The organism is Filomicrobium insigne, from assembly GCF_900104305.1.
GTDB lineage: Bacteria > Pseudomonadota > Alphaproteobacteria > Rhizobiales > Hyphomicrobiaceae > Filomicrobium > Filomicrobium insigne.
In genome coordinates, this window is sequence record NZ_FNJC01000006.1 from 76,479 (window position 1) to 102,701 (window position 26,223).

At 57.8% G+C, this 26,223-nt stretch carries 24 protein-coding genes; 12 read left to right on the forward strand and 12 right to left on the reverse strand.

The genetic code is table 11. The annotated features are described in order from the left end of the window. Positions 1–44: 44 nt before the first annotated feature. The 6 genes from BLS30_RS17315 to BLS30_RS17340 form a co-directional block, all read right to left on the reverse strand. Positions 45–845, reverse strand: coding sequence for a sulfotransferase domain-containing protein (locus BLS30_RS17315; RefSeq protein WP_090230702.1), 801 nt, complete (start codon positions 843–845; stop codon positions 45–47). Positions 846–864: 19 nt separating this feature from the next. Then, on the reverse strand, positions 865–2,652 hold the full coding sequence (locus BLS30_RS17320) for an ABC transporter ATP-binding protein (protein WP_170832507.1): 1,788 nt from the start codon (positions 2,650–2,652) through the stop codon (positions 865–867). Between the two features lie 501 nt (positions 2,653–3,153). Further along, complete coding sequence (locus BLS30_RS17325) at positions 3,154–3,537, reverse strand: hypothetical protein (protein WP_046478547.1); 384 nt, start codon at positions 3,535–3,537, stop codon at positions 3,154–3,156. A 23-nt stretch (positions 3,538–3,560) separates the two neighbouring features. Further along, entirely contained in the window at positions 3,561–6,677 is a 3,117-nt protein-coding gene (locus BLS30_RS17330) for an efflux RND transporter permease subunit (RefSeq protein WP_090230704.1), read from the reverse strand. A 12-nt stretch (positions 6,678–6,689) separates the two neighbouring features. Continuing rightward, complete coding sequence (locus BLS30_RS17335) at positions 6,690–8,399, reverse strand: efflux RND transporter periplasmic adaptor subunit (protein WP_090230707.1); 1,710 nt, start codon at positions 8,397–8,399, stop codon at positions 6,690–6,692. A gap of 709 nt (positions 8,400–9,108) precedes the next feature. Further along, entirely contained in the window at positions 9,109–9,384 is a 276-nt protein-coding gene (locus tag BLS30_RS17340; protein WP_090230710.1) for a metal-sensitive transcriptional regulator, read from the reverse strand. Between the two features lie 80 nt (positions 9,385–9,464). On the opposite strand from BLS30_RS17340, the gene BLS30_RS17345 reads away from it, so the two are divergent. The 5 genes from BLS30_RS17345 (at position 9,465) to BLS30_RS17360 (ending at position 15,250) form a co-directional block, all read left to right on the forward strand. Further along, entirely contained in the window at positions 9,465–11,858 is a 2,394-nt protein-coding gene (locus BLS30_RS17345; protein ID WP_090230712.1) for a heavy metal translocating P-type ATPase, read from the forward strand. Between the two features lie 617 nt (positions 11,859–12,475). After that, positions 12,476–12,637, forward strand: coding sequence for a hypothetical protein (locus BLS30_RS18195; RefSeq protein ID WP_170832508.1), 162 nt, complete (start codon positions 12,476–12,478; stop codon positions 12,635–12,637). Further along, complete coding sequence (locus BLS30_RS17350) at positions 12,634–12,855, forward strand: hypothetical protein (RefSeq protein WP_090230716.1); 222 nt, start codon at positions 12,634–12,636, stop codon at positions 12,853–12,855. The genes BLS30_RS18195 and BLS30_RS17350 overlap by 4 nt, the downstream gene beginning before the upstream one ends. Before the next feature lie 71 nt (positions 12,856–12,926). Further along, a complete protein-coding gene (locus BLS30_RS17355; protein WP_139165391.1) occupies positions 12,927–14,417 on the forward strand; it encodes a P-loop ATPase, Sll1717 family in 1,491 nt (496 codons plus the stop codon). Positions 14,418–14,938: 521 nt separating this feature from the next. Further along, complete coding sequence (locus BLS30_RS17360) at positions 14,939–15,250, forward strand: GIY-YIG nuclease family protein (RefSeq protein WP_046480405.1); 312 nt, start codon at positions 14,939–14,941, stop codon at positions 15,248–15,250. 476 nt (positions 15,251–15,726) lie between these two features. On the opposite strand, the gene BLS30_RS17365 is transcribed toward BLS30_RS17360, so the two are convergent. Next, positions 15,727–16,347 carry a PRC-barrel domain-containing protein gene (locus BLS30_RS17365; RefSeq protein WP_090230721.1) on the reverse strand — a complete coding sequence of 207 codons (621 nt, stop codon included), beginning with the start codon at positions 16,345–16,347 and terminating at the stop codon, positions 15,727–15,729. A gap of 213 nt (positions 16,348–16,560) precedes the next feature. On the opposite strand from BLS30_RS17365, the gene BLS30_RS17370 reads away from it, so the two are divergent. The 3 genes from BLS30_RS17370 (at position 16,561) to pip (ending at position 18,365) form a co-directional block, all read left to right on the forward strand. Beyond that, positions 16,561–16,938, forward strand: coding sequence for a VOC family protein (locus BLS30_RS17370; RefSeq protein WP_090230724.1), 378 nt, complete (start codon positions 16,561–16,563; stop codon positions 16,936–16,938). 137 nt (positions 16,939–17,075) lie between these two features. Then, on the forward strand, positions 17,076–17,285 hold the full coding sequence (locus BLS30_RS17375; RefSeq protein ID WP_046478539.1) for a hypothetical protein: 210 nt from the start codon (positions 17,076–17,078) through the stop codon (positions 17,283–17,285). Positions 17,286–17,399: 114 nt separating this feature from the next. Beyond that, complete coding sequence (gene pip / locus BLS30_RS17380) at positions 17,400–18,365, forward strand: prolyl aminopeptidase (RefSeq protein WP_090230757.1); 966 nt, start codon at positions 17,400–17,402, stop codon at positions 18,363–18,365. A 46-nt stretch (positions 18,366–18,411) separates the two neighbouring features. On the opposite strand, the gene BLS30_RS17385 is transcribed toward pip, so the two are convergent. Further along, positions 18,412–18,966, reverse strand: a complete 555-nt coding sequence (locus BLS30_RS17385; RefSeq protein WP_046478538.1) for a DUF1269 domain-containing protein — start codon at positions 18,964–18,966, stop codon at positions 18,412–18,414. A gap of 89 nt (positions 18,967–19,055) precedes the next feature. Continuing rightward, positions 19,056–20,270, reverse strand: a complete 1,215-nt coding sequence (locus tag BLS30_RS17390; RefSeq protein ID WP_210184062.1) for an MFS transporter — start codon at positions 20,268–20,270, stop codon at positions 19,056–19,058. A gap of 189 nt (positions 20,271–20,459) precedes the next feature. Here BLS30_RS17390 and BLS30_RS17395 point away from each other — a divergent pair, with 189 nt between their 5' ends. After that, positions 20,460–21,371, forward strand: coding sequence for a DUF7946 domain-containing protein (locus tag BLS30_RS17395; RefSeq protein WP_090230730.1), 912 nt, complete (start codon positions 20,460–20,462; stop codon positions 21,369–21,371). A 194-nt stretch (positions 21,372–21,565) separates the two neighbouring features. Here BLS30_RS17395 and arsH read toward each other — a convergent pair whose 3' ends face one another. After that, entirely contained in the window at positions 21,566–22,258 is a 693-nt protein-coding gene (arsH, locus tag BLS30_RS17400; RefSeq protein ID WP_090230760.1) for an arsenical resistance protein ArsH, read from the reverse strand. A gap of 367 nt (positions 22,259–22,625) precedes the next feature. Here arsH and BLS30_RS17405 point away from each other — a divergent pair, with 367 nt between their 5' ends. From BLS30_RS17405 to BLS30_RS17415, 3 genes are all read left to right on the forward strand, one after another. Further along, positions 22,626–23,801 carry an MFS transporter gene (locus BLS30_RS17405; RefSeq protein WP_342027559.1) on the forward strand — a complete coding sequence of 392 codons (1,176 nt, stop codon included), beginning with the start codon at positions 22,626–22,628 and terminating at the stop codon, positions 23,799–23,801. Positions 23,802–23,911: 110 nt separating this feature from the next. Continuing rightward, positions 23,912–24,463: a 2OG-Fe(II) oxygenase gene (locus BLS30_RS17410; RefSeq protein WP_046478534.1), complete on the forward strand. Its 552-nt coding sequence runs from the start codon at positions 23,912–23,914 to the stop codon at positions 24,461–24,463. A 74-nt stretch (positions 24,464–24,537) separates the two neighbouring features. Continuing rightward, entirely contained in the window at positions 24,538–24,897 is a 360-nt protein-coding gene (locus BLS30_RS17415; RefSeq protein ID WP_046478533.1) for an SPW repeat protein, read from the forward strand. A gap of 48 nt (positions 24,898–24,945) precedes the next feature. On the opposite strand, the gene BLS30_RS17420 is transcribed toward BLS30_RS17415, so the two are convergent. Then, entirely contained in the window at positions 24,946–25,353 is a 408-nt protein-coding gene (locus BLS30_RS17420) for a response regulator (RefSeq protein WP_052743969.1), read from the reverse strand. Positions 25,354–25,787: 434 nt separating this feature from the next. Next, positions 25,788–25,973: a DUF3008 family protein gene (locus BLS30_RS17425; RefSeq protein WP_046478532.1), complete on the reverse strand. Its 186-nt coding sequence runs from the start codon at positions 25,971–25,973 to the stop codon at positions 25,788–25,790. Between the last annotated feature and the right edge of the window lie 250 nt (positions 25,974–26,223).

Below are 26,223 nucleotides of genomic sequence, written 5' to 3' on the forward strand. Positions count from 1 at the left end.
CCCGTCTTCATAACTCGCTTGCGCCGTGCCCTCGTAGATTAACGTCAAAGGTAATTGCACCCTTCCGGATATACGACAGAAAACACTTCTGCTTTTAGGGACGAGTTCATGATCCAATGCACTCTCTGGGCAAGGTCATCGGTCAACATCTCGTCATCCGGAACAATCTTCGCCTTTCGAACTCGCGACGGGCCAGTTTCTCTTGATCTGGAACGAAGTTGGTCTGGCTCGCAGGATTTTATTGCCCATAGAAGCGCCGAAACATCAATCTTTCCAAAATGATGCGAAAGCAATGTCTCGAAGGCTTCCTCACGGCCGGATGAAGCAGAATGCAACTGCTCGTAACGCACCACTTGAGCTCTCGGGTTGCGCAGCAGTGGCGGCATAACATCGTTGTAGTATCGAGCGAGTGCCTCCGCACCCCAAGGCCCAAGTGCAAAATCCGCAAATCCTCCGTCAAATTTAACGGATTTCGAAGGGCGACGAAGATGGTGATAGTAGCTGACAATAACGCTGACAGGGTTTCGAACCAGCAGAGTTGTTTTTAGGGCTCGAAGGTCAGTCGCCCTTATAGAGGGCCGCGCACCGGCCCTCATCGCGCCCAGCTTACCGCCATGTGTGAAATTAATCCCTGTAGAACGAGCAAAGCGTCTTGCAGGCTCACTCTGGGTGCTCAGTACAAAGGGCAGCGGCTTGTCCGCTTGCTGATCGCAACGCCACCAGTAGTTCATGAATACATTCAAAAGCCAGGTGCGACCGCACTTCGGGTACGATAGCACGATGCTCCGCCCGCTAAGGTGCTTTGCCATGGTAACCACTGGATCGAGTGGCAGTGCTTTAAACATCTATCTTGCCAGTATCTCTTTACGTCGCTCCCAAGACCTGGGCCGCATTTCCTAGTTCACCCAGTTCCCCTTGACCGGCAACCCTCACAGCTCCCCTCTCCACCATAAAGATCGCGTCGCACCCACTGACAGTCGTCAGCCGGTGGGCGATCATGATGATGGTCTTGCGATGAGCCAGATTGTTTACGGCGTCCATGACTGCTTTCTCAGTCCTATTATCAAGCGCACTTGTCGCCTCATCCAAAACCAACACGTCCGGATCGTGATACAAGGCGCGCGCGATTCCGACACGCTGGCGCTGTCCACCTGAAAGACGTACCCCTCTTTCACCAACCTCGGTCGCATACCCGTGCGGCAACTCGCTCATGACAAAATCATGCAATTTCGCCATCCGCGCTGCGCGCTCGACGGCCGATTGATCAATTTTATCAAGTGGAACCCCAAAGGCGATATTGGCCGCAATGCTCTCGTCCGCCAGGAATATATGCTGTGGCACATAACCCACGGAGCGCTGCCATGCCCTCACGTTCGAACGCTCGATAGGTACGTCATCCACGCGCAACCGCCCATTTTGCGGTTCAAGCAGACCGAGGATGATATCAACGAGCGTCGACTTCCCAGCCCCCGTCTCTCCAACAATCCCGACAGACGTGTGAACGGGTATTCTGAGCGAAACGTCCCTGAGCGCAGGTCGCCCGGCCTGTGGATAGGAAAAGTCTACATGATCAAGCTCGATCTGGCTTCGCAAAGGCAGCGGAACCACATTCGCCCAATCCGATGCTTGACCATCAGCCTCGCAAAGCTCTCGGTGTAGTGCATCCAACGCAGGGCCACCAAAACGCAATGCCACCAAGCTCTGATAAATCGTCTGAACAGCCGGCAAAAGCCGCAATCCCGCAAAGGCGTAAAGGGCGATAATTGGCAATGCAGTCTTGAGGTTGCCATCAGCGCGAAAGAGCAGCACGAGAATGACAACAAGAACACCACCGATTGCCACCAACTCCAACAGATGCCGCGGAACTTCACGCACCAGCTGAAAACGGCTTCTAAGACGTGCGAAATGCTGCGACGCCTTTGAAAAGCGGCGCACGTAGCCCGGCTCAAGCCCTCCGATCTTAACTTCCTTGACGCCCCCCAACACTTCCTGCGCGATCTGATACCGTGCACGGTTAGCCGCCACGCGTTCCTTCCCCAGACGGCGTAGATACGTACTAACCGCCAGGAACACGAGACCGTAAGCCAACGAGACGCCAACCAGCACGCCAATAGCAACGACAGGTTCGATAACCACGACCAAGCCGGTTATGAAAAGGGTAATGATGAGCCGGGATACGAGCTGCAAACACGGCATCAAGCTTTCGTTGACAACCTGTTCGACCTCAGAGAGCACCGACTTGCCCATGTCCGCGCTATGGCGGTTCAGAAACCACGCGTAGGGACGGCGAAGGTAAGACGTGAGTAACTTCACGCTCAGGGCATGGCTCCGCATTTGTGCGTAGCGCAGCACTCCATAACTCGTAACAGCAGTGACCCCCGTGCGCACGACAATGACGAGAAAAACCAACGCAGCGAGGACGATAAGAAAGCTGTTTACGCTAGAAAACCCGAGCGCCTCATACGCCCAGCGAAGATAGGGGTTCGTTTGAATAATACTCGGATCCGAAAGAACTGCGATCAACGGGAGGATCGACGCAACCCCCACCATTTCGACCAATCCCAAAGCGAGCATCAGCACAAGCAATAGCAACGCCTGCCACTTTTCGCGCCGGTCAAGAAGATCGCTTAGTTTGGAAATTGTCTCTCGCATGCAAACCCGTGGGCTCCCCAAGCATTCGCGCCATATATCACTCCGCACCGCTTTAGGCACATCATAACGCAACACGGTGCGCAAATTTGGCCCATAAGTGCGCTCGGAGCCAACGGCTCCCTATCCCGCGCTCCAAAAAGTCGCAGCGCGAGTCACTACCCAAATTCCGACACAATTCCGCATCTGCGCCCAAACCAACGGATCAGGCTACCCGCGTCAGCTCATCGAGCGATCACGGGTGGAACCATGGCGTGCAATTGCCAACAATGATGAGAAAGGCAGACCTAGCCGCCGGCGCCGTTATCTATGTGCTCCTCCCGGGGCTGAACATCGCTCAGCGGCACTACCCACGCCCTCTTTCTGTCACGGCCACGTTACTCAACAGTACAATTACTGCTTGATTTGGTTTCGGCTGTGTTTAGCGCACTTTCCAAATCCAAGAGCCAGCAGAACTTTTTGCTGAGGTGAGAAGCGGCGACGCACGCCACCGCCCCCATCAACCTAATCGAGCTTGACGCGTGCCTGCTCCGGTTTGTGGCCATCCATTGATAGCGTCACGATGATAGTGGCGCCTTTAGACGCTTTGAACGCACCGGCCCCTTTCAGCACACCATCTGATGCCGAAGAGAGCGGAACATCAACCTTCTTGCCATCTGACAAGATAGTCGCCTTCGCTTTGGCTCCGGTAACATCCTCCGGCTTGCCATCCTCGCCAATGACATGAATTTCTAGCGTTCCATCTTTGGCGACGACTTCAAGGTGATGGTGGCCACTCTCAACCATCACTCCTCCGTGCTTGCTCTTATGGTGCTCGTCCTCATGAGCCTGCAGCGGCGCGACCGTGATGACGGCGAGAGCGAGCACTGCCAAGAGTTGCTTGACCATATATTCCTCCGTTTTCTCTAGGTTTAGAAGGCTTCGGCGTGAACCAGCGTGTCCTCATTGACCATCAACCGTTCCAGGGCTTTTCGACCAAACCGCAGAAACAGCACTGGCGTGAGGAAAGCGTCGAGGAGCGTGGCTGAGATCAGCCCCCCAAAAATCGTCACTGCCACGGGATTGAGTATCTCTTTCCCAGGCTCGCCTGCACCAATCATCAAAGGCACAAGCGCAATACCCGCGGCAAAGGCCGTCATAAGGACTGGCGTCAATCGCTCTAGCGTTCCGCGGATCACCATCTTCCGCCCGAACTGCTCCCCTTCGAACAGCACGAGATTGATGTAGTGGCTGATCTTCAAAATGCCGTTCCGCGTCGCGATGCCGGCAAGGGTGATAAATCCAATCGCGCTCGCAACCGAGAATGGCTGCCCGGCAATCCACAACGCAGCCACACTGCCAATGAACGCAAGCGGCACGTTGCCCATAATGATCAGAGCCAACACCCCGGAACGATAACGAGAATAGAGCACAACGAAGATCATGAGCAGCGATAACATCGACAGGGCTGCGATAAGTCGCGATGCTTCTTCCTGCGCTTGAAACTGCCCTTCTAGGCTAGTGAAATAGCCCTGCGGGAAATCTGACCTCGCAACCTCGGCACGAATATCCTCCACGATTTTGGCCATGTCGGAACCATCAGTATTGGCGAGTACCGCGATTCGTCGGCGACCGTTTTCCCGCAGAACCTGATTGGGCCCATCCGTCTCGAGAACTTCCGCAACCGCGTTCAGAGGAATACGACCAGCGGGGCTTTCGATCAGCATTTCACCCAGCGCGCGCGTACTGCGGTCTTCGTCGCTCAGACGTAAGACGACATCGAACCGCTTTGACTGATCGATAATCTGTGAAACGACGCGGCCATTTGAGAGAGTTTCCAGCGCTTCCGTAATTACACTCGGATTGAGACCATAGCGCTTTGCCTTCTCATAATCGACGCGCACCTGCAGCTGCGGAATACGCACCTGCTTTTCTGTCTGGAGATCGACGATGCCCGGGATACTCTCAAGCCTTTTTTCCAGATCCGTCGCTAGACTACGAAGCGTGTCGTAATCATCACCGTAGATCTTAAGCGCGATCTGCGCCCGCACCCCAGAAAGCATGTGGTCAAGACGATGCGCGATCGGCTGTCCCACCGTGATGCTGGCGGGAAGCACCGACAAGCGACTGCGAATGTCAGCGAGAACCTCTTCACGGCTACGATCGGATTGCCTCAGATCGACATCCAACTCACTCGTGTGGACGCCTTCCGCATGCTCATCGAGCTCGGCTCGCCCCGTGCGTCGGCCCACGGAATGCACTTCTGGTACCTGCGTCACAATCTTTTCGGCCAAACGGCCAATACGGTCAGACTCCGCCAGACTGATTCCAGGTTGCAGTGTAACGCTGACCAGGACCGTACCTTCGTTAAATGCTGGCAAGAAGGCGCGCGGGAGTAGCGACCCTGCGAAAATCGCCGCCAATACCGCAACAGCTGGGATACCCAGTACGAAAGTGGGGCGATCAAAGCACCACTCAAGCCCTCGCTTCTGCCAGCGCTTAAGAACATGCACTAACGGGCTCTCGCGCTCGCCAAGGTGCCGCATCCGCGGAAGTATCCAGTACGACAACACCGGGGTAACAGTCATCGAGACGATCAAGCTCGCTACGATCGACACGATGAATGCGATACCCAGCGGGGTAAACAAACGCCCTTCGATGCCCGACAAAGCGAACAGAGGAATGAACACCAGCACGATGATTGCGGTGGCGTAGAGAATGCCTGATCGCACCTCAATCGAAGCCTCAGCCACCACCTCCTGGATACTACGTTGGTCGCGCCCTCCGGAGGCACGGTGTAATCCAAGACGCCGATAGATGTTTTCAACATCAACAACCGCGTCGTCGACCAAAGCACCGATGGCAATCGCCAAGCCACCTAGCGTCATCGTATTGATGGAAAGGCCCATGATCTGAAAGACAATGACGCTCGTCAGCACCGAGAGCGGAATAGCCACCAGAGAAATGAACGTCGTTTGCCAGTTCACCAAAAATGCAAACAACACGATCGCCACGACCACGAGCGCTTCAACCAACACCGTCATCACATTCTTGATCGAAGTCTCGATGAACGTTGCTTGACGGAATTGCACATCGGTCACACGCACGCCTTCGGGCATCACGCGCTGGAGTTCAGGCAGCATTTCTTCGATGCCACGCGTGATCGTGACCGTATCGGCCGCCGGTTGCTTTTGGACTGCCAGGATTACTGCGGGCTTTGCATTGAACCCGGCATCGCCGCGCTTAGTACGCGCCGCGAAATCGACCTTTGCCACCTGACTAAGCGAGATCACACGGCCATCGCGGTAAGCCACCACCAAATTCTGGAGATCTTCGATCTTCGTGGTGCGGCCAATATTCCGAATCAAAAATTCACGTGCCTTGAGGTCAACAAAGCCGCCACCCGTGTTACCGCCAAACTGTTGAATCGCCTTCTCGATAGCCTCAAAGCTGATATCAACCGCCGCCATACGCCGGGGGTCCGGAATAACCCGATATTGGCGCACCTCCCCCCCAATGGGGATGACCTGAGATACTCCAGGAACCGTGAGAAGTTGCGGACGCACCGTAAAGTCTGCAAGCTCGCGAAGCGTCATCGGATCAGCCGTCGTACTCGACATGGCGATCAGCATTATTTCGCCCATCACCGACGAGATGGGGCCCATTTGCGCCGTGATGTTGCTCGGCAATTGTTCACGAACCAATTGCAGTCGCTCAGAGACTTGCTGTCGCGCACGATAGATCTCCGTCGACCAGTCGAATTCAATGTAGACGACTGACAAACCAACGCCGGATACCGAGCGCACACGCGTAACACCGGGCATTCCGTTCATCGCCGTCTCAATTGGAAACGTGACGAGGAGTTCAACTTCTTCTGGCGCCAAGCCCTCGGATTCCGCCATCAGCGTGACGGTAGGCCGGTTGAGATCAGGGAAAACATCGACAGGAAGTTGTCTAAGTGTCATCAAGCCGTAGAGCATGATGACGACGCCGGCGACCAACACAAACAACCGGTTCGCGAGGCTACCGCGCACGATGGCATTAAACATCTCTGGGTCACCCTAACGGATCTGATTGATAAGTTCGGAGCCTTCCACGACAACACGACTCTCCGCGTCGAGCCCCTTTGAAACCAGAACTCGCGAACCATCGAGCGCGATAGTTGTCACGGTTACCGGCTCGAACTTTTCCGGAGCAACCTTGACCCAGACCTGAGCCATACCATTGAGCGCGCGAACAACCGCGGCCTGCGGAAGCACAATCCCACGTGCTTCCTTCTCGCCTTGCATGATGACTCTAAGTGTCGAACCAATAGCCAGAGCCTCATGCGTGTCTTCAACTTTGAAGAGGATTGGCAGAGATTGCTGACGAAGTGTCGGTGATCGGCCAACGTAAGAAAGCGCGATACTGTGGCCTTCGGCATCAATCGCGTAAGCCGCCTGAATTTTCATCTCGTCATGGCCACCAATACCGATCGCTTCGACCCAAAGCCGTTGCGGATCCACGATTTCAAAAAGCGTATCGCGTGCACTAACGACTTGTCCGGCCTTGACGTTTGCAATTGAAATCACGCCAGCTACCGGCGCTGTCAACTTCAGCTTCTCGGCTGATTTCGGAGCCAGCACGCGTTGTTGTTCGCGCAATGCTTCAAGCTCCGTTTGGGTATCTTCAATTTCCCTTTGTGCAACGACGCCGGCGATCCGCGTCAGGCGTGCCAGTTTTTGCTCTGCAATGCGCAGTTTGCCTTCGACCTCGGCAGTCAATTGCTGCAGCGATCCCCGGTCCGCCACTGGGATCGTTGGCGAAAGCATCGCCAGAACCTCGCCTCGCCCGACGCGCTGGCCGACAAAGGCAATCCCTCGGTCCGTGAGTTCGATCTGCCCATCCATCGGCGCCTGAACATGTCCGGAAGCAGAAGGGTCTGAGATGACCACGCCGATTAATTCGCGGCCTTCCGCTGCGTCTGTGATCTCGGTGACTGTCGTCCGCACACGCAATAGCCGTTGCGAATTTTTCGGAACGAAGACTGTTCCGTCCGGAAGCTTACGAGGCGCGTTCCCTCCCGTGGGTGTCGCCGCGGGCTCTCCGTGATCATGGCCCGGCCCCGCGTGCACATCGGACGCCTGGGCCAACACGCTAACGATAGCCACCAACACAGCGGCCGCCGCCTTGCTACCCTGCTTCGCGACTGTATCGGAGTGAGGAACAGCACTGGCCGCAGGTTCACCCGGCAACCGCGCAGGACGAAACGCGAAGGAAAAGAAGAAACCAAACAAGGCTGCGAGACCGCCGATCGCCCACACCATGGGCTGAGCCAAAAGATCGGACCAGGAATTTGCAGCATCCTGTTTTGGCGCTTCAGGACCAAGGATATCGAGCGTGCCATTCAATAAATCCATGGTGTCGCCCGCGCTCACCATAAAGATCAGTGCGTACGTCCCAGGATGGTCGAGCCACTCACCCTCAATCTCATAGACACCCTCCCCAACCGGGGACGCCGTGACCGTAGGGATACTATCACCGGAAACCTCGATCGTTGCGCCTTCTACAGGCTCATTGGTCGCGAACCGGTCTAGATAGATCGTAAGCGTATGACCTTCCGCTGTTGCCACCAGCTCAAGATCGGAACTGGAGCTCTGAAGCCGAGGGATTTCAGGAGCGGCAATCTCAGATTGAGCACCATGATCGTGTCCGTGATCATGTCCGGGCCCCGCAAGAACGGGGTGCGCGAGCGTAAACGCCCATAGAATGACGGCAAAGAGCCAATGCATGCGTCGAACCTTTTATTCGCTTTAAGTTCGGCACCGGCTCTTGCCCGCGTAACGCTCGCCCAGAAGGGGCAGGCGATTCCGCCATACCCAACATGTCGAGCGACATTAATTTGAGCGTAAAGAAGCCGCGCCGATCATACCAAGCGACACGGAAAGACGCCGTGCCGCCGCGGATCACGCGGCGAAACTGGGGGGGCGCTGGGGCAAGTAAGATGGCTGCCTCAACGGTACAGCCGATCCCAGATCAAAAGGCGACGTGCGGCCTTGGGCCTCAAATGTGAACGGTGTCTCGATTGCCGCTAGTGCCAAAGTACCGCAACAATTTACGTGGGCATGCGGGCAACCGTAATGATCGGCCCCGTGTTCGTCGCAATCGTGAGCACCGCAGGCTTCACCCACATAAACAGTCGCGTGGGCGAGTTCCAAGGGCACCGTGTGAGCATCTGTGATCGCAGCAATATGCCTACCGCCACCTACGCAGGTGACAGCAATCATCAGTATGGTCAACAGTCGTAGCAATAGCCCTCGCATACGCGGACATGAGCAGCAATTCTCCCGATCAGTCAAGCACACAAGCTTGTCAGATCCACCGTCAACATGAACTTCATCTCACCAACGGTCAGTAACAACTCAAACCACAAAATCGGGCAGTTCGGGGGCAAGCCCCACATCCTCGGCCTCAGATGCAACGAGTCTCAGCTTCGGACGTTCACCGATTTGTCCGGGCGAGCACTTCCATCAACTCAGCCACCTTCGTCCGCTGCTCATCCGCGTCGCCACTCGCAATCGCATGCTCGACGCAATGGCTCACGTGATCTTTGAGAACCGCCTCTTCGACACGCCGAAGGGCCGCGCGGGCGGCCGCGATCTGCGTGATGATGTCGATGCAGTAGCGGTCCTCCTCAACCATCCTGGAGATGCCGCGGACCTGGCCTTCGATTTTGCTCAGACGTTTAAGGCACGTCGACGCCGTTTCGGGTTCCATGCTTGACGCATACCCCTACCGGGTATAAGTGTCAACGACTATACCCCCCAGGGGTTTAAAATTCAAAATCCGAGGACACCATGAGCCATCCACCACAAGGGCCGAAATCCGAAGACCACAAGAGCCATGGAAGCTGCTGCTCAGGCCACGACCACCGCCACGACGCTGGCGCTGAAACCACACCGGCCGCTGGCACCACAGTCAAAGACCCCGTCTGCGGCATGGATGTCGATCCGCATACCGCAAAGCACCGCGCCGACTATCGAGGCCGCACCTACTATTTCTGCGCCGCGGGCTGCCGGAGCAAATTCCTTACCGATCCGGAGCGCTACCTCGGCGACCGCGTTGAGGAACCCGTCCCCGAAGGCACGATCTACACGTGCCCCATGCACCCTGAGATCCGGCAAGTCGGCCCCGGCTCATGCCCCATATGCGGCATGGCCCTGGAGCCCGAATTGGTCAGCCTCGACTCGGAACCCAATCCCGAACTGATCGACATGACCCGCCGCTTCTGGATCGGGCTAGCCCTCACTCTCCCTGTCTTCATCTTGGAAATGGGCAGCCACCTTGTAGGCTGGCACTTCTTCGACCAGCAGACATCCAACTGGATTCAGATGTTCCTGGCGACCCCGGTCGTCCTCTGGGCGGGCTGGCCCTTCTTTGAACGCGGATGGCAATCGCTCATCACCCGCAATCTCAACATGTTCACCCTGATCGCCATCGGAACGGGAACGGCGTGGGTCTATAGTATGCTCGCCACGCTCACCCCGGGTATATTTCCGCCGGCCTTCCGTGCCGCCGATGGCTCCGTGGCGGTCTATTTTGAAGCTGCCGCGGTGATCACGGTTCTCGTCCTGCTTGGTCAGGTCCTCGAGTTGCGGGCACGCGAAAGCACGAGTGGCGCCATCCGTGCCCTCCTCGATCTCGCACCCAAGACCGCGCGACGCATCCAGAGCGATGGTACAGAGGAAGAAGTCCAACTCGATGACATCCAGGTCGGCGACCATCTCCGCGTCCGACCGGGCGAAAAAGTCCCGGTTGATGGCGAGGTGATAGAAGGCCGTAGCGCCGTCGATGAATCCATGGTGACCGGCGAATCGATGCCCGTCACGAAGGAAGCTGGCAGCCAAGCGATCGGCGGCACGATGAACCAATCCGGCGGCCTCGTCATAGAGGCTCAAAAAGTCGGACGCGACACGATGCTGTCGCAGATCGTCCAACTCGTCGCCGAAGCCCAGCGCAGCCGCGCGCCAATCCAGCGTCTCGCCGACCAGGTCTCGGGCTGGTTCGTGCCCGCCGTCATCCTCGCGGCCATCGTAGCCTTCGCCGCGTGGGCGATCTGGGGTCCCGAACCGCGCTTCTCCTTCGGCCTGCTGGCGGCCGTCTCCGTGCTGATCATCGCCTGCCCCTGCGCGCTGGGCCTTGCCACGCCCATGTCCATCATGGTCGGCGTCGGCCGCGGCGCCCACGCCGGCGTCTTGATCAAGAATGCCGAAGCACTGGAGCGCATGGAGAAGGTCGACACCCTCGTCGTCGACAAAACCGGCACCCTCACCGAGGGCAAACCCGCCGTCACCGCCATCATACCCTCCCAAGGCTTGACGGAACCCGAAGCCCTCCGTCTTGCCGCCAGTGTCGAACGGGCCAGCGAGCATCCTCTGGCGAACGCCATTGTACGCGCAGCTGAAGATAGGGGGATGCCAACGGCATCGGTTACCGATTTCGACTCGCCGACGGGCAAAGGCGCCCTGGGCACCGTCGAAGGGCGGCGCATTGTCCTGGGCAACAGCGCGTTCTTGTCCGAGCAAGGCATCGACGTTGGTCCGCTCAGCACCGAAGCCGACCGCCTGCGCCAGGATGGAGCGACCGCCATCTTCATGGGTGTCGATGGCCAGCCCGCCGCCATCTTCGCCATAGCCGACCCCGTGAAGGCATCGACGCCGGAAGCCCTGAAGGCCCTGCAGGACGAAGGCATTCACGTCGTCATGCTGACCGGAGACAATTGGACGACGGCAAAGGCTGTCGCCCGGCAACTCGGCATCGACGAAGTGGAAGCCGAAGTGCTGCCCGACCAGAAAAGCGCCGTCGTCGCACGGCATAAGAGTTCGGGCCGCGTGGTCGCCATGGCCGGAGACGGCGTGAACGATGCGCCCGCTCTCGCCGCCGCCGATGTCGGCATCGCCATGGGCACCGGCACAGACGTCGCCATGGAAAGCGCCGGCATCACGCTGCTCAAGGGCGACCTCAACGGCATCGTCCGCGCCCGTCGCCTGTCGGAAGCTGTCATGAGCAACATCCGGCAGAACCTGTTCTTCGCGTTCATTTATAACGCGCTGGGCGTGCCCATCGCGGCGGGCATCCTTTATCCCGCGTTCGGCATCCTGTTGTCACCGATGATCGCGGCCGCCGCCATGTCGCTCTCATCGGTGAGCGTCATCGCCAACGCCGCGCGCCTGCGCGGGGTCAAGCTCTGAAGCGACGGACATGGCCGGTGCGACGTGCGCCGGCCCACCCCGAATTGCCCCGCGCGCCGGACGGGCGCCGAGGTGACGGCGGAGGTGGAGCCCTCGCGAAATTCCGAGGGGTGCGGAGCGACGTCAAAGCCGCGAGATGTGTTTTGGTACGGCCTTCACGCCGCCCCGCGAGCTACCGATCCAACATGATCGGACAAGGCCACCGATCCGGTTTGCCTGGACGTTGCGGCGGGCGGCCACGGCCGACGCAAGGGACCCAGGTGGTGATGCATGCGGGTGGCGCCGTCAGAGGCATCACGTCCGCCCGGCCGGCCCGCCGTTCACAGGGCTTGGCTAAGCCCCGTTGTTTTGAACGACTTGCTCCCCCGCGCCTGCCTTCAGGTCAGCCTCCGGACGGCACCCCTCGGAAACGCGGTTGCACTCAGAATAGGAGCTGCCCAGAGGCGCGGGGGTAAGTTTGCGCTGGGGATCGAACGTTGCCCGCTGACGTCAGGCCCCAAGTTTTCGACAAAAACGCTAGCGTTTACGCCGGTCTTCGACGCCGAACCTGGATTGCACAAGGGATACATTTGAGGGCACACTGACGGTTCGATTGGCCCAGGATAAGGGGAGGTGTCATGGGACCCGATCTGTCGCTGTCCGACAAAATCAAACTGGCGATCGTCGCGCTGGGCGTGCTCGCCGGCGCCGTGCTCTGCTTTATCGGTCCCGCGGAGTTGCGGGAGGACGTGCCCTACCACCGCGAACTGGGGCTCGGCTTCGGCGCCTCGGTGCCTTGATCTTCCTCGCGCTCTTCAGCGTGCGCGCCAAAGCCTTCCTGATCTTCATCATCGTCACGGCCCTCGCCCTCGGCGAAGCCGTCGTCACCATGACCTTCCCCTTCCCCAGCTGGCAATTCATCGGCCTCGGCGTCGTGACGCTTCTTACCGCATGTTACGCGGTGTTTTGTTTGATCGATGCGGTGCAGGGGAGAGATCCAAGTGGGGTGGATGGGTGAGGGACAGCAATCATAAACTGACCATGACCAATAAAACCAATGACCTTTGCCTATATAACAGGATCAACATAATGACAGAGCTAGCCAAGCGGTTGTCAAACTTACCAAGCTTTGGCGGGATTGATGCCACCACAGACAACATTTTAATTCAAGCGTTCGAAGACCACGATGCATACAAATCTATAATATCATTTGAAAAAACAATGATAACGGGAAGAAAAGGCAGTGGAAAATCCGCAGTTTATCGCAAGTTGCTCTCTCTCGCCAACTGGAACACATTCACTCTCGGATTCACATTCTCAGATTACCCTTGGGATTTTCACGCAACCCAAAAACAGCAAGGCGTCCCGAGGGAAGAATGCTATCGAGAAAGCTGGAAGTACTTTATCGGGCTAGCGATATCAAAACTGCTCCTCGAAAATTCAGGCGCCAGACACCATGGGAACGATAGCAATTTCGCCTACCAAGATATAGAAAAGTTTGTGACCGATAGTTACGGAACGACAAACCCAGACCTAACGAAGATATTCACGCCTGGAACAACGATCAAACTATCAGGAAGACTTTCACTGCCTGGCGCATCAGCAAAGGTCGAGCCCATTGCCATAAACCACCTCCCAAAATTCTACTCGGAAGTAAACCGAAACATAGCAGATTGTATAATCAGAAGCCTATCAACAGAACAACATTTCTACATATGCTTTGACGAGCTAGACATCGGCTTCGACCCAAATGACACAGAATACAACTCGCGGCTCATTGGCCTAATCAGAGCCGCAAAATATTACAACGACAGATTTCGCCAAGAAGAACTGCGGGCGAGTGTGATTATACTGCTGAGAAGCGACATATGGTCGATGATCAGATTTGAAGACAAAAACAAATTAACTCAATCACAAGTCAAAGAAATAACTTGGGGGCAGGACAATGGACCCCACTGCCTCAGGGAGTTGATGGAACGAAGGTTTACAGCACTTCTTGGCGACGATACCCCCATCCGTTGGGTGGACATTTTTGACGAACAAAGAAAAATGAGAGGAAATCAATCAAAGTATGCATACATATGCGATCGCGGATACTTACGACCCCGCGATATAATTCAATTCTGCAACGAGGTTCTGGAAAAATTTAAAGACGACAACCGCTCGGGACGCTCATTTGAGAATAAACACGTCCAAAACGCGGAGCAGGATTATTCCGATTATTTCCTTCAGGAATTAGACGACGAGCTACACAAACATTCAGAGAAATATCAACATTATTTTGAGCCACTGAAACGGCTTTCAAAGCTAACCTTTTCAAAAGAGGATTTTGACACTGCTTGGCACGAAGTGAGATCACTCTTTTGCGAGCCCGACAACCCTACAGATGCTTTGACCGCCCTATTCGAATTCTCCGTTGTCGGATACCTAACTTCTGGCGGACATGGCGGTGGCGGTAAGTATGTGTGGCGATACCGTGACCCCAGGAGTAAATTCAACCCGGACGCAAAGTTTTTCAAGGTCCACCTAGGACTAAAGAATGTATTCGATTTAAAGTTATACCAGAGAAAAAAGAAATAACAGAACATCATTATAATTTTTCTATAGAGGGCGCCACGCAGACTGTCATCGCGGAACTTTGCCCCCGGGATCCAAGGTTCAGCCGTTGCCCAACGCGAAGAGTGAAGCACAACCTCGGAACCATCCCCCAGCCGAGAGTTGGATCTCGGCAATGAATGCCGGGATGACGGTTGAAGAGTGGGGGACGTGCGGAGTCTGGTGAGCAAAGGCTAGGATGGCAGGCTGACGGTCGCGGATGTGGAGGGCGTGACACCTGAGTAGCGAAGGCAGTCGTTCGTGGCGGACGGCTTCCCTGCAAACAACTCCGCCTGTCATCCCGGGGCTTGTCCCCGGGATCCAAGGTTCAGCGGTTACCGACGCGAAGGGGGCAGCAGAAGCACGCAGCGGACTCCCCAGCTCTGGTCTGGATCCCGGCAACCCCGGCAATGAATGCCGGGGCAAGCAAATGCCGGGATGACAGTGGCGGGCGTTGAAAGATAATAGCCAGGGCACGGCATACTCCGATGATGCAGGAGATCCGCATGCGCCGATTTTGGGTTTACATTCTCGCCAGCAGTCCACGCGGAACTCTGTACATCGGCATGACGAACGGTTTGGTCCGGCGCGTGGAAGAGCATCGCGACGGAACCGGCTCGGTGTTCACGCGACGGTATGCCATTCATCGCCTCGTGTGGTTTGAGGAACTCCCCAATGTGCAGCAGGCGATCCAGCGCGAAAAGACGCTGAAGGAATGGCCGCGCGATTGGAAGCTGAACCTCATCGAGCGAGACAATCCGAATTGGATTGATCTTTATCCTTCGTTGCCGGGTGTCGCGCCGCTCAGGAAGCTTTAGCTTCACCTCAACCGTCATCCCGGGGCTCCAAGGTTCAGTGCCGACGCGAGGGGTGAAGCACGACCTCGCAACGAACACCCCAGCCGAGAGTTGGATCCCGGCAATGAATGCCGGGATGACCGTGGTGGGTGTTGAGGGCGTGAAGCGTATGCAGTGAACGCAAGCGTTCGTGGCTGGCAAGACCCGAGAAAAACATCTCATCCGTCATCCCGGGGCTTGTCCCCGGGATCCAAGGATCAGCGGTTGCCGACGCGACGGGTGAAGCAAAACCGCGCAACGGACACCCCAGCCGAGGGTTGGATCCCGGCAATAAATGCCGGGATGACGGTAGTGGGTGCGTGAACGCATGCGCGTACCTTCTCCGCACGAGGCAGTCGCCGCGCACGCGCTAGCGCCAAACACAAAAACGCACCGGCGCATGTCTGCAACCGGTGCGTCCTCGCTCGTCGTTAGGCCCGATACGCGGGGTTCGGATCCTACTTCTTCTTGAACTGCTCGGCCTCTTTGCTCGTGACGGAGGCGGTCAGCTTGTCGCCGTCCTTGCTGATCTTGTCGATCGGCAGAACGTAGGTCGTCGCGAAGAAGCCCGAGCCCAGAATGCCAGAGGTCTCAACCTCCACGCTGGAAACCTTACCATCGGCCTCGTTCACACCGACAACCCTGCCGAGTTCCTTCCCTGCAGAGTCAACGACGTTCAGACCGTCGACATCCGACGCCGTAAGGGCCGGAGCCGCAGGAGGTGTCTCGGCCTTTTCAGCCGGCGCCTCGGCTGGAGCCGGTTCAGACGGCGTTGCCGCAGGGTCCTCTGCCTTCTCAGCAGGTTCGCTCGGAGCCGCCTCTTCTGCCGGGGCAGCAGCCGGCTCTGATGGCGTGGCGGCAGGCTCCGCAGCCTTCTCGGCTGGTTCGGTCGGAGCGGGTTCTTCCGCAGGTGCTGCAGCCGGTTCAGACGGAGCCGCAGCCGGCGCCTGCTCTTGTGTCTGTGCCGGGGTGGTGTCCGGCTCCGGGTACTGCGCGAAGGCAGATGATCCCATTAAACCCGTCACGAGGATCGTCGAGAGAGTCATCGCAAGATATCGCATCAATTTTGTATCCCCCATTGAATCGATCTTCGGGCGAGGACCAAGCCTCGCCTGCGCGTTCTATGACATACTCAGGCTCGCTGACCAAATTTCGACGCGCTCGCACATCTGATTGCGAGGGCTCGCAATCTGGCATGCCAAATGCCTCCAATCCGGCGCAAAGAAAGTTCGTGAGCGGCCGACAGTGTTTATGGGAAACCACGTGCCACATCACTCAAGAAAGGCGGCGCAATGATCGATCATGTCTCGGTGGCCGTGCGCGACTTGGAGCTCAGCGGCAAAGTCTATGAAGGCATGCTCGCCCCACTCGGGCTGACGCGGCTCGTCACCCGCGAAACGGCTATCGGCTTCGGCAAGCGCTATCCCGAACTCTGGCTCAATCAACGGCCCACCCTCGTTGGCGTGCCCGCCGATACCGGCTTCCACATCTGCCTGCTCGCACCGACCGAAGACGCCGTGCGCGCCTTTTTCGATATCGCACTCGCGGAAGGCTGCATCAGCGCTGGAGCACCGGGCCCGCGCCAAGCCGCGATGACGCCCTACTTCGCCGCGTTCGTCTACGATCCCGACGGCAACAAGATCGAAGCCGCGAATTTCCCCAGCGCGTGAGCTGCGAACCATACCGCCCGAAACGCCGCCATCTGGTCAAAGCAAGCCCCTGCGCCGCCGGCCGCACGAAACCAAGTGCGGCTTCCGCGCATTTCAAAGTTGCATACGCCAAAGACTGACCATCGATGGAGTAAACCATGCCCAATTCACACACAGCCGCTTGCGAGAGCTGCCGCTTTTATGACGACCACAAACTCAACGACGCGACCGCTGAGGACGAACACGGGCTATGCCGCTTCAATCCCCCGGTGAACCAGCCCGATCCGCTCGGCCACGGCTTATGGCCGGTTGTGGCGGCCGAAGACTGGTGCGGACACTTTTCGCCCGAGCAACTCGCGGCGGAATGAACGAGAGCCTGCTCTGAACGTTTTAAGCGAACGCCGGCAGCACTGGAGCACCGGCGCGAAGTCGTGCAGTCTGCGCGGATGACATCAACTGAACCGCGAGGCCGCACGCCCCTTATGACTGAAGCCGCAGAAAAGAAACCCGAGATCCGCCCCGCGCAAATCCGTCCCTATGACGCGATCATGCTGGATGTCGGCGACGGGCATTGGCTCTACGTCGAGGAGGTAGGCAACCGCGACGGAGTCCCCGCCCTGTTCCTGCACGGCGGGCCGGGCAGCGGCGCCCAGCACACGAGCCGCAACGTGTTCGATCCCGAACGCCACCGCGCCATCCTGTTCGATCAGCGCGGCGCAGGTCGCAGCCATCCCTACCTCGCGCGCCACGCCAACACGACCGCGCACCTTATCAATGATATCGAGCGCATCCGCTCACACTTCCGGATCGAGAAGTGGCTTGTGGTCGGCGGCTCCTGGGGCTCGACCCTCGCGCTCGCCTATGCCGAAGCCCACCCGAAGCGCGTCGCGGGCATGGTGCTGCGCGCCATCTTCCTGGGAACGCGTGCCGAGGTCGAATGGGCGTTCATCGAGGGCCCGAAACGCTTTCGCCCCGAACTCTATGCCGCCTTCGTCGCGTTCCTGGATAAGCGGGAGCGCGACGATCCGCTCGAAGCCTATCTCGCCCGCCTCAACAATCCCGACCCGGCCGTCTACGCCCCCGCCGCGCACATGTGGAACGCCTACGAACGCGCGCTGTCGCAGCTTGCGCCGCGCAATGCCAAACTTCCAACGAGCTTCGATAAAAAAGCGCGACTGCCCCCGACAGCGCTAATGGAAGCGCACTACATCGCCAGCGACTTCTTCCTGCAGGACGGCCAGTTACTCACCAACGCGCACGCGCTCGCACGCATCCCCGGAACCATCGTGCAAGGCCGCTACGATTTGTTGTGCCCGCCCTCGGCAGCCTACGCCCTCGCCCAGCGCTGGCCGCATGCCAAGCTCGAACTCGTCGATGGCGCGGGCCACGACGTCAACGAGCCGGGCATTCTGCCGGCGATGCAAAAAGCGTTGCTGGAATTGACCTAACGGGGATCAGCGGGAGAGGAGCGACAGGCCTCTCTCCCGCCTGCGCTTACGATGCCTTGGATTGAGGTGCGGCCGCTGCATCGTTGGCCGCCGTGTGTTTCGACAGCGCCTCCTGCAGCCGTGCCTCCTGCTCCGGTGACAGCGACGAGCGCAGCACGCGGCCGGGGAACTTCGAGAGTTCGGCCAAGACTTTCTCAGGTTGCGCTTTCCGCACCAGAACGAACAGCGCGGAGCTGTCGTTGGGGAGCGTTTGCGCCAGAGATTCGATGAACTTGTCGTCGATACCGTAGTCGACGAGCGTGCCCGACAGAGCACCGCCGCCGGCACCCGCGAGCCCGCCAATCGCGAAACCTGCGAGCGGGTTGAGGAACAGCAGTCCCACGAGCGTGCCCCAGAGCGCGCCGGTCAATCCGCCGGTCGCCGCGCCCATGCGGACCATATTCACACTTTGCTTGAGCTGTATTTTGCCGTCGGGCTGTCTAATCACAACGACGGCGTCTTCAAGATCAACCAGATACTCTTTTTGCATCCGGCGGAGGTCGGTCAGAACTTGATCGGCTTCCTGCGGGTTATCAAAACCAATTGCAACCATTTCTGCCATTGGGGAACCTCAAAATCATACATGGGGGGTCAATGTACGTTTTGAGAACCGCGCCGGATGAACTTCGTTCCATTCGCCCCTGATCACACTCATGTTTTTGCCGGAGACGGAGTCGGCTTGCGGCCCGTAAGCTGGCGTAATCGCGACATCGAGAAGACGCCGAACACCGGCCCCAGCCCCAGAATGATAAGAACGACGGGCCAGCCGGTCGTCTCCGCCAGTAAGGGCGCCAACTGCACGGTGAGGATGGTTAAGGCGAAACCCAGCGCCGTCTGCAGCGTCATGAGGCTGCCCGCGTTCTCCGCCACCGCCGTATCCGCCACGATCGCGGAGAATTGCGGAGAGTCCGGCACGATGCTGATGCCCCACAGCAGGATCAGAACGAACGTCAGCCACGCCGGACCACCGAACGTCAGCGCGGTCCCGACAGCGCACGCCCCACTCACCACCATCGCGATGATCGTGACTTCCGGCTTACCGATCTTGTCCGCAAAGAGCCCGCCGATAACGCAGGCCACACCGCCAAGCCCGATCGCGAGAAACGCCGTGAGCTTGGCAAACTCCACCGCCTCGTTGTTCGGCATCGTCGCGCTATAGGACGTCGCCGCCACCACGCCGATCCACGCCCACATGGCGTAAAGCTCCCACATGTGGCCGAGATAGCCGCCATAAGCGAGCCGGATGCGCCGGTCCGTCCAGGCGACCTTGATGCAGTTGATGTCGAAGCGCTTGGCCCGGGCGTGATACGGCCCAAGACCGCTTGCGAGAACGAGAAGCCCTCCGAGAATGGCTGCAACGGATGTGATACTCACCGCCGTCCGCCAGTCCGCGCCGCCAAGCAGCGAGGCCAGATGCGGCGAGGCAGACCCCAGCGTCACCGCGCCGACGAGAAGACCGATGAGCAGCCCGCGATCTTTCGTGCCCCACCCAGCCGCGATCTTCATGCCGACGGGATAAGCCCCCGCGAGCAATGCGCCAGTCACGAACCTCATGGAGATCGCCAGCACGCCGCCGATAGGAGCCACGAGCAGAACGGCGTTGGCCAATCCGGCTGTGACCGCACACAACATGAAGACGCGGCGCGGATCGAACCGGTCCGCCAGCCCGAGGAACGCCGAGATCAGCGCGCCGACGACAAACCCGGCTTGCACAGCGCTGGAAAGAAGCGCCTGGCGCACGGGCGACATCTGACTTTCCGCCACCATCTCCGGCAGCACCGCCGCGGAGATGAACCAGAGGCTCAATGTCAGAATTTCAGCAACGACCAGTATAGCGATGGATTGAAACTTGTTCCCGTGCGCCACCTTAGCAATCCACCCCGTTCCTCAGCATCGTCCGTCTGCGCGAACTCGAAGAAATCTCACGATCTTGCACGGAAGGGAAGATGTTGGGGGCATTGGGTCGGATCTGCGGTGATGACTGAGGGAGGACTCAGGTGACTACTGATCGTTTTTGGTTAATCTGTCACTTCCAAGGCGGTTTGAGGGAAAGATATGGAAAGAGAATTAGCGAGACCAATTCTCGTCGAATTCGATGGGCTCGATGCCGCGCAACACATGATAGATGCCCAACAACTTGGCCGTTCCTTAGCTGGCATCGGACGATTGTATCGGTCGGTCAATCATTTCTATTTCACCGGAAAAATGCCCACAAAAATAAGAAAATCCGAGGTCCAGATTCTTGTGGGACCACCACAGGAAGGATCAATCAGCTATGCACTTTGGGTTCTTATAGCTCACGGTACGCTGCCAATGTATCCACAGTTGCTGGCTGAATTTTCGGACATTTGCACTCCAGAGGTTGTCAAAGCCGTCATAGCGAAGCGCGCCGGGCAAACTAAAATCGCTGAAAAAGCCATAGATAAAATCGCGGAAATAGCAGAGCACAATGCCGAGCTCTCCAAACGCTTCATCGAATACGCACAACTGGTGGAAGCCGGTCACCAAGAACGAGCGCGCGCCGACCAGCAAGACAAAGCCAAGTTGTTGGGCGTCATCGAACGCCTGGGACAACTCAATGCGTCTGCGATGACGGAAATGGTAGCACCAGTCGGTCCATCCGTGAGGCAGTTGGTACATTCAAAAGGCGATACGGCCGAATATGTGATCGACGAACCCGTGGCCGACGCCATACGCTCTCGTGGTGTCCTTGAAGTTCAAGAGGCGATATCAATGACAGTTCGCATTGAAGCGGTCGATAAGATTCGCAGGACATGCAAAATAATCTCCGGAGATGGCACTCCGCCAATAACCGGAAAGATCACCGATCCCGTGGTCACAGAACCCCAAAACGTGTACACGCGCGCGCTCGACAACGCCACACCAATAGTAGTGACTGGAAAGCCGGTGCTTAAGGACGGAGATTGGCACGCTTTTTACATTAGCGGTGCACGTGCCCTTGAATAAGGTAGCCGTTCCTTGAGAAATCATTCGAGCAAACCTACACTTTCAAGAAGTCAAGGCATTACGTTTGCTGGAAATTCTGACGATAAGAATTTTGTTTTGCTCCCGTTTTTCTCCCAAGCTCGAGTTATATTAGCCATACGACATAAAAAAAACTCAAGCCACACAAGCACTAAGCACCATTATGCGCTGCCCCCTCAAATCCCATCCTGATTGACCCGCGCTGAGAGAGCCTCCGCGCTCTCCACCCGCTCGCTGTAGCGGTCGGTGAGGTAGGACGACACATCACGTGTCAGCAGCGTGAACTTCACCAGTTCTTCCATCACATCGACGATGCGGTTGTAATAAGAGGACGGCCGCATGCGGCCCGCGTCATCGAACTCGTTGAACGCACGCGCGACAGAAGATTGATTGGGGATCGTCAGCATCCGCATCCACCGGCCCAACACACGCATTTGATTGACGGCGTTGAATGACTGTGAGCCGCCGCACACCTGCATCACTGCAAGCGTCTTGCCCTGCGTCGGACGCACCGCGCCTTTGGAGAGCGGAATCCAATCGATCTGCGTTTTCATGGTGCCGCTCATCGATCCATGACGCTCGGGCGAACACCAGACCTGCCCCTCGGACCAGATCATCAGATCCATAAGCTCCTGCACCTTCTCATGCGACGTCGGCGTATCGTCCGGCAACGGCAAACCGTTGGCGTGAAAGATGCGGACCTCCGCACCAAGCCGCTCCAGAATCCGCGCCGCCTCCAACGTCGCAAAGCGGCTGTAGGAGCGCTCTCGCAACGATCCGTAAAGCATGAGAATGCGCGGCGGATGCGTCGAGCGCTTAAGCGGAAAGAGCCGCTCGACATCGAGCGGATGCAGATGTTCCGCGTTCAGTGCGGGAAAAGTCCGATCGTCCTGCGTCACGGCATCATCCTAAGTATGAGACGTTTTGCCTTCAGGGGCAGCCACACTCTTTGCTATGATCAATTGCTGCACTGCGTCGTTCCCGTTCAACGGAGGGGAAAAACAAGGAACGACACCCGGCGGCAACCCGCCTTATTTCGACAGTTCCGGACGTATCATTGACTCTTCGTCAGAGCAACGCACAGCCATGGCCCATAAAACGCGACGGCGCTGCCGCCCGTCCTAAAGCCTTAGGCAACCCGACACGGCGGGCCGAACACAGCGTCGCGCCGGCAAAGCCGTCCCTCCATTCTCAGGACGCCGGTCCCTGTCGATCAGGGCGACCAAGGACAATCAGGTGACTGACGCTTCTCAAAAATCCCGGGTCGGTATCACTGTCGCGCTCGGCTTCGCCCAAATGCTCGCCTGGGCGTCAAGCTATTACCTTATCGCCATCCTCGGCGACCCGATGGCCAAGAGCTTGAATATTAGCTCAACGATGGTCTTCGCCGCTTTCTCCGTGGCGCTTCTCGTCTCCGGCCTCGTCGGGCCCAAGGTCGGCCGCACCATAGATTTGATAGGGGGACGGGGCGTCCTGGCCGGCTCCAATCTTGTCTATGCCGCCGCGCTCGTTACCCTGGCCTGTGCTTATGACCCGATCACGTTGTGGGCGGGATGGCTTCTGCTTGGGGTCGGCATGGGCCTCGGGCTCTATGACGCCGCCTTCGCCACGCTCAGCCGCATCTATGGATTATCCGCACGCCGCGCCATCACCGGCATTACGCTTCTGGGCGGACTGGCAAGCACCGTCGGTTGGCCGCTCTCCGCCTGGGGCGTTGATGCCATCGGCTGGCGCTGGACGTGCCTCGCCTGGGCGGCAGCGCAGATCTGCATCGGTCTGCCCCTCAATCTGCTCGCCATACCAAAAACACCGCGACACGAAGTGAAGACGGAGACGCACGCCGCAAAGCCACACGTCCCCATCGACCGCACGATGATGCTGCTGGGGTTCGCCTTCGCTGTCGGGTGGATGGTTTCGGCAGGCATGGCCGCACACCTGCCGCGCCTGCTCGAAGCCGCGGGCGCGACGGCATCACAAGCGCTCATCGCAGCCTCCCTCATCGGTCCGGCTCAGGTCATCGCCCGGTTGGCCGAAGCCGCGATCTTCAGTCAATACAATCCCCTGATCAGTGCGCGCATCGCGATGATGCTTCACCCGATAGGGGCGGGATTGGTCGCCATCGGAGGCGGTGCCCTCGCGCTGCCCTTCACATTTCTGCACGGCGCCGGTAACGGCATCCTCACAATTGCGCGCGGCACGGTGCCCCTCGCCGTCTTCGGACCGGACAATTACGGGTACCGCGTCGGCCTGATCAATGCGCCAACACGCATCGGCCAAGCGGCCGCTCCGCTGGCGTTCGGGTTGCTCATCGAAGCCTATGGGGCAGGGACACTCGTTGTTTCAAGCCTGATGTGCCTCAGCGCCGTGCTGGCCTTCTCCTGCGTCCGCCGCGCACCACACAATCTATCCTGAGGAGCCGTATGCCGATAAAGGGAGGCTCGCATCCATTGCAGGATGCATCTGGCCAACCCACTTGATGGGTCTTATTGATCCCATCATCCCTTAGCTAGGCACACCGCTCCATGCTTTTGCCGATCGAAGTTGCCAACGTATTTTCTCCCGACGAATGTAAGAAGATTATCTCCACCACCGATGAAAAAGCCTATGCCGACGCGCGCCTGATCGACGGGGCCCGGCAAGACAATACGCGCCGCGCCCGCATCACATGGCTGGATGATACCGACAAAGATGAGTGGGTCTTCCGACGGTTGCTCGACACCGTTTCGGAAGCCAACAGGCATCACTTCAAGTTCGGGCTTGAGGAATTCTCCGAACGGATGCAGGTCGCCTATTACGGCGCCGAGACGGAAGCCTTCTTCGACTGGCACATCGACATCGGCGACGGCCAGTTCGCCCGCCACCGCAAGCTGACAATCGTCACGCAACTGAGTGAGGACGACAGCTATACCGGCGGAGATCTTGAGACTAATGCCGACGGAAACGTGCGCCGCGCCTCACGGGCGTGCGGTACGGCTATGCTCCTTCCGAGCTTTGTCCTGCACAGGGTGACGCCCGTGACCCATAACGCTCGCTATTCACTAACCCTCTGGGCCCATGGACCCGAGTTCCACTAACGGGCGTTATGTTTGGGTATCCTCTCCATCGCTCCTATCTCAGATGACAGAGGTTTGCTCATTTGGAGGTCAAGATGCCCGCATCGTTCCACGTTCCGAAGCATTGGCAGGATTGGGTCAGTTGGATTCTCGGCTTCTGGCTGTTGCTCTCACCGTGGACACTGCACTACTCCGATGACTCACCGGCGCTACGCAATGCCGTCATCGTCGGATTCCTTTTGATCTTTGCGGAAGTGGTGACGCTCTCGGCATTCCGGCCGTGGGAAGAGTGGGCAACGATACTCATCGGAGCATGGCTGATCGTCTCTCCGTTCGTCCTGGAATTCATCCACCCGATGGGCACAGCGAACGCCATCATCATCGGCGCAATTGTCCTGCTGCTCTCATCCTATGAGCTCTGGCGTGTCAGCACGGGAAGAAAAATAGAATCCTGACGACGCGGTGGCCTGGCCTCACACAGCCGAATTGTACCCGCGAGGTTGTTAGGCGACCTGCGCCTTTAGGTACATGGTCTGCACACAATTCAGCAGGTCTGCGGCGACAAAGGGCTTCCCGACTGTTGGAACATCGCAATATGCCTTGGGAAGCGCATCTCGACTGAGGCCAGTGACAAATGCAAAGGGGACCGCATTTTCCATGAGCCGTTCGACGACGTCATGCGCATCGCCGTCTGTCAGCAAGTAATCAATCAAAGCGCAATCGACGTCCTGCGTTCCAATCAATTCCAAAGCTTCCGACACCGACGCAGCCGGCCCGATAACCTGAAAGCCAACCGCAGCAAGGATGGATTCAATATCCATCCCGACGATCGGCTCATCCTCCACGACGAGCACACGCGCGGTAAATTGCATCGGCTCGCCGCTGATGGATGCCAGGTTTTGGCTCCCCATAAATTCACCTGACTGAAACGCTCTACACACAATCGATCGTTAGCACATCCCCAGCCAGTCACAAGTTTTTCTTGATAGCTACGAGTAAAAAAACAGCAGCAGAAGCCTGTCGGTAAAATTTGCATCACAACAATACTATTAAGACGCTGGCATCCCAATAAAAACGCCAAAGATATTAAACATGCCCAATGGCAGAGCTTCCCGTGAAATGGCGGGTCAGCTGCCTGAAAAGTCGAGCCGACAGTTCCAAGCTAGAAGTATTTCAATAATATTTTCTCAGAACTCATCTCAGATAAATGATATAGAATAAGAAAACCAGCGCGATACGACACCACCTTCACAGGACACCTCATCTCGCAGGCTGTTCTGTGCCGAATAGAACTGACTTCAAGCTGCGAAAACCTCAGAAATGCAACGTGGGCGAGTATTATTATTCATTCGCTTTTCTTTTCCGGGAGGCCCTTGCGCTTAGTGGAGGCGAACTCCTCCAGTTCCTTCTCCGTCATGGAGTCGTACATCTCCCGCGATGCGCCCTTAAGCTCTGACACCTTGGCCTCGCCGCGCTTGGCCGCTAGCGCGGCTCCTGCGGCCATCTGCTGGGCTTTTGATTGCGCTGGCATGTCACAAACCCTTCCAGTTAATTAGGATCCCGCCAAGGCAATCCTCAGCGGCGGCTTCCTTAAAAACTGGCCCGGCGCGCGCCCAGTTCCGCATCAATGTTGCGCAAGCATTCACCTGTGACCGGGCCGTCCTTTGGTCCGGACCCAAAAAGTCGAAAGCGAACGAAAAAAATTCGAACCCCCACGGAACCGCATGCCGAACTGATGCATTGGGATGGGTAAGTTGGAGCCACGGTCGCAAGTTTCCCCC

Excerpts from the sequence above, each read along its gene's own strand:
- BLS30_RS17315 (WP_090230702.1), bottom strand. The coding sequence starts at position 845 with ATGTTTAAAGCACTGCCACTCGATCCAGTGGTTACCATGGCAAAGCAC.
- BLS30_RS17320 (WP_170832507.1), bottom strand. The coding sequence starts at position 2,652 with ATGCGAGAGACAATTTCCAAACTAAGCGATCTTCTTGACCGGCGCGAA.
- BLS30_RS17325 (WP_046478547.1), bottom strand. The coding sequence starts at position 3,537 with ATGGTCAAGCAACTCTTGGCAGTGCTCGCTCTCGCCGTCATCACGGTC.
- BLS30_RS17330 (WP_090230704.1), bottom strand. The coding sequence starts at position 6,677 with ATGTTTAATGCCATCGTGCGCGGTAGCCTCGCGAACCGGTTGTTTGTG.
- BLS30_RS17335 (WP_090230707.1), bottom strand. The coding sequence starts at position 8,399 with ATGCATTGGCTCTTTGCCGTCATTCTATGGGCGTTTACGCTCGCGCAC.
- BLS30_RS17340 (WP_090230710.1), bottom strand. The coding sequence starts at position 9,384 with ATGGAACCCGAAACGGCGTCGACGTGCCTTAAACGTCTGAGCAAAATC.
- BLS30_RS17345 (WP_090230712.1), top strand. The coding sequence starts at position 9,465 with ATGAGCCATCCACCACAAGGGCCGAAATCCGAAGACCACAAGAGCCAT.
- BLS30_RS18195 (WP_170832508.1), top strand. The coding sequence starts at position 12,476 with ATGGGACCCGATCTGTCGCTGTCCGACAAAATCAAACTGGCGATCGTC.
- BLS30_RS17355 (WP_139165391.1), top strand. The coding sequence starts at position 12,927 with ATGACAGAGCTAGCCAAGCGGTTGTCAAACTTACCAAGCTTTGGCGGG.
- BLS30_RS17360 (WP_046480405.1), top strand. The coding sequence starts at position 14,939 with ATGCGCCGATTTTGGGTTTACATTCTCGCCAGCAGTCCACGCGGAACT.
- BLS30_RS17365 (WP_090230721.1), bottom strand. The coding sequence starts at position 16,347 with ATGGGGGATACAAAATTGATGCGATATCTTGCGATGACTCTCTCGACG.
- BLS30_RS17370 (WP_090230724.1), top strand. The coding sequence starts at position 16,561 with ATGATCGATCATGTCTCGGTGGCCGTGCGCGACTTGGAGCTCAGCGGC.
- BLS30_RS17375 (WP_046478539.1), top strand. The coding sequence starts at position 17,076 with ATGCCCAATTCACACACAGCCGCTTGCGAGAGCTGCCGCTTTTATGAC.
- pip (WP_090230757.1), top strand. The coding sequence starts at position 17,400 with ATGACTGAAGCCGCAGAAAAGAAACCCGAGATCCGCCCCGCGCAAATC.
- BLS30_RS17385 (WP_046478538.1), bottom strand. The coding sequence starts at position 18,966 with ATGGCAGAAATGGTTGCAATTGGTTTTGATAACCCGCAGGAAGCCGAT.
- BLS30_RS17395 (WP_090230730.1), top strand. The coding sequence starts at position 20,460 with ATGGAAAGAGAATTAGCGAGACCAATTCTCGTCGAATTCGATGGGCTC.
- BLS30_RS17410 (WP_046478534.1), top strand. The coding sequence starts at position 23,912 with ATGCTTTTGCCGATCGAAGTTGCCAACGTATTTTCTCCCGACGAATGT.
- BLS30_RS17415 (WP_046478533.1), top strand. The coding sequence starts at position 24,538 with ATGCCCGCATCGTTCCACGTTCCGAAGCATTGGCAGGATTGGGTCAGT.
- BLS30_RS17420 (WP_052743969.1), bottom strand. The coding sequence starts at position 25,353 with ATGGGGAGCCAAAACCTGGCATCCATCAGCGGCGAGCCGATGCAATTT.
- BLS30_RS17425 (WP_046478532.1), bottom strand. The coding sequence starts at position 25,973 with ATGCCAGCGCAATCAAAAGCCCAGCAGATGGCCGCAGGAGCCGCGCTA.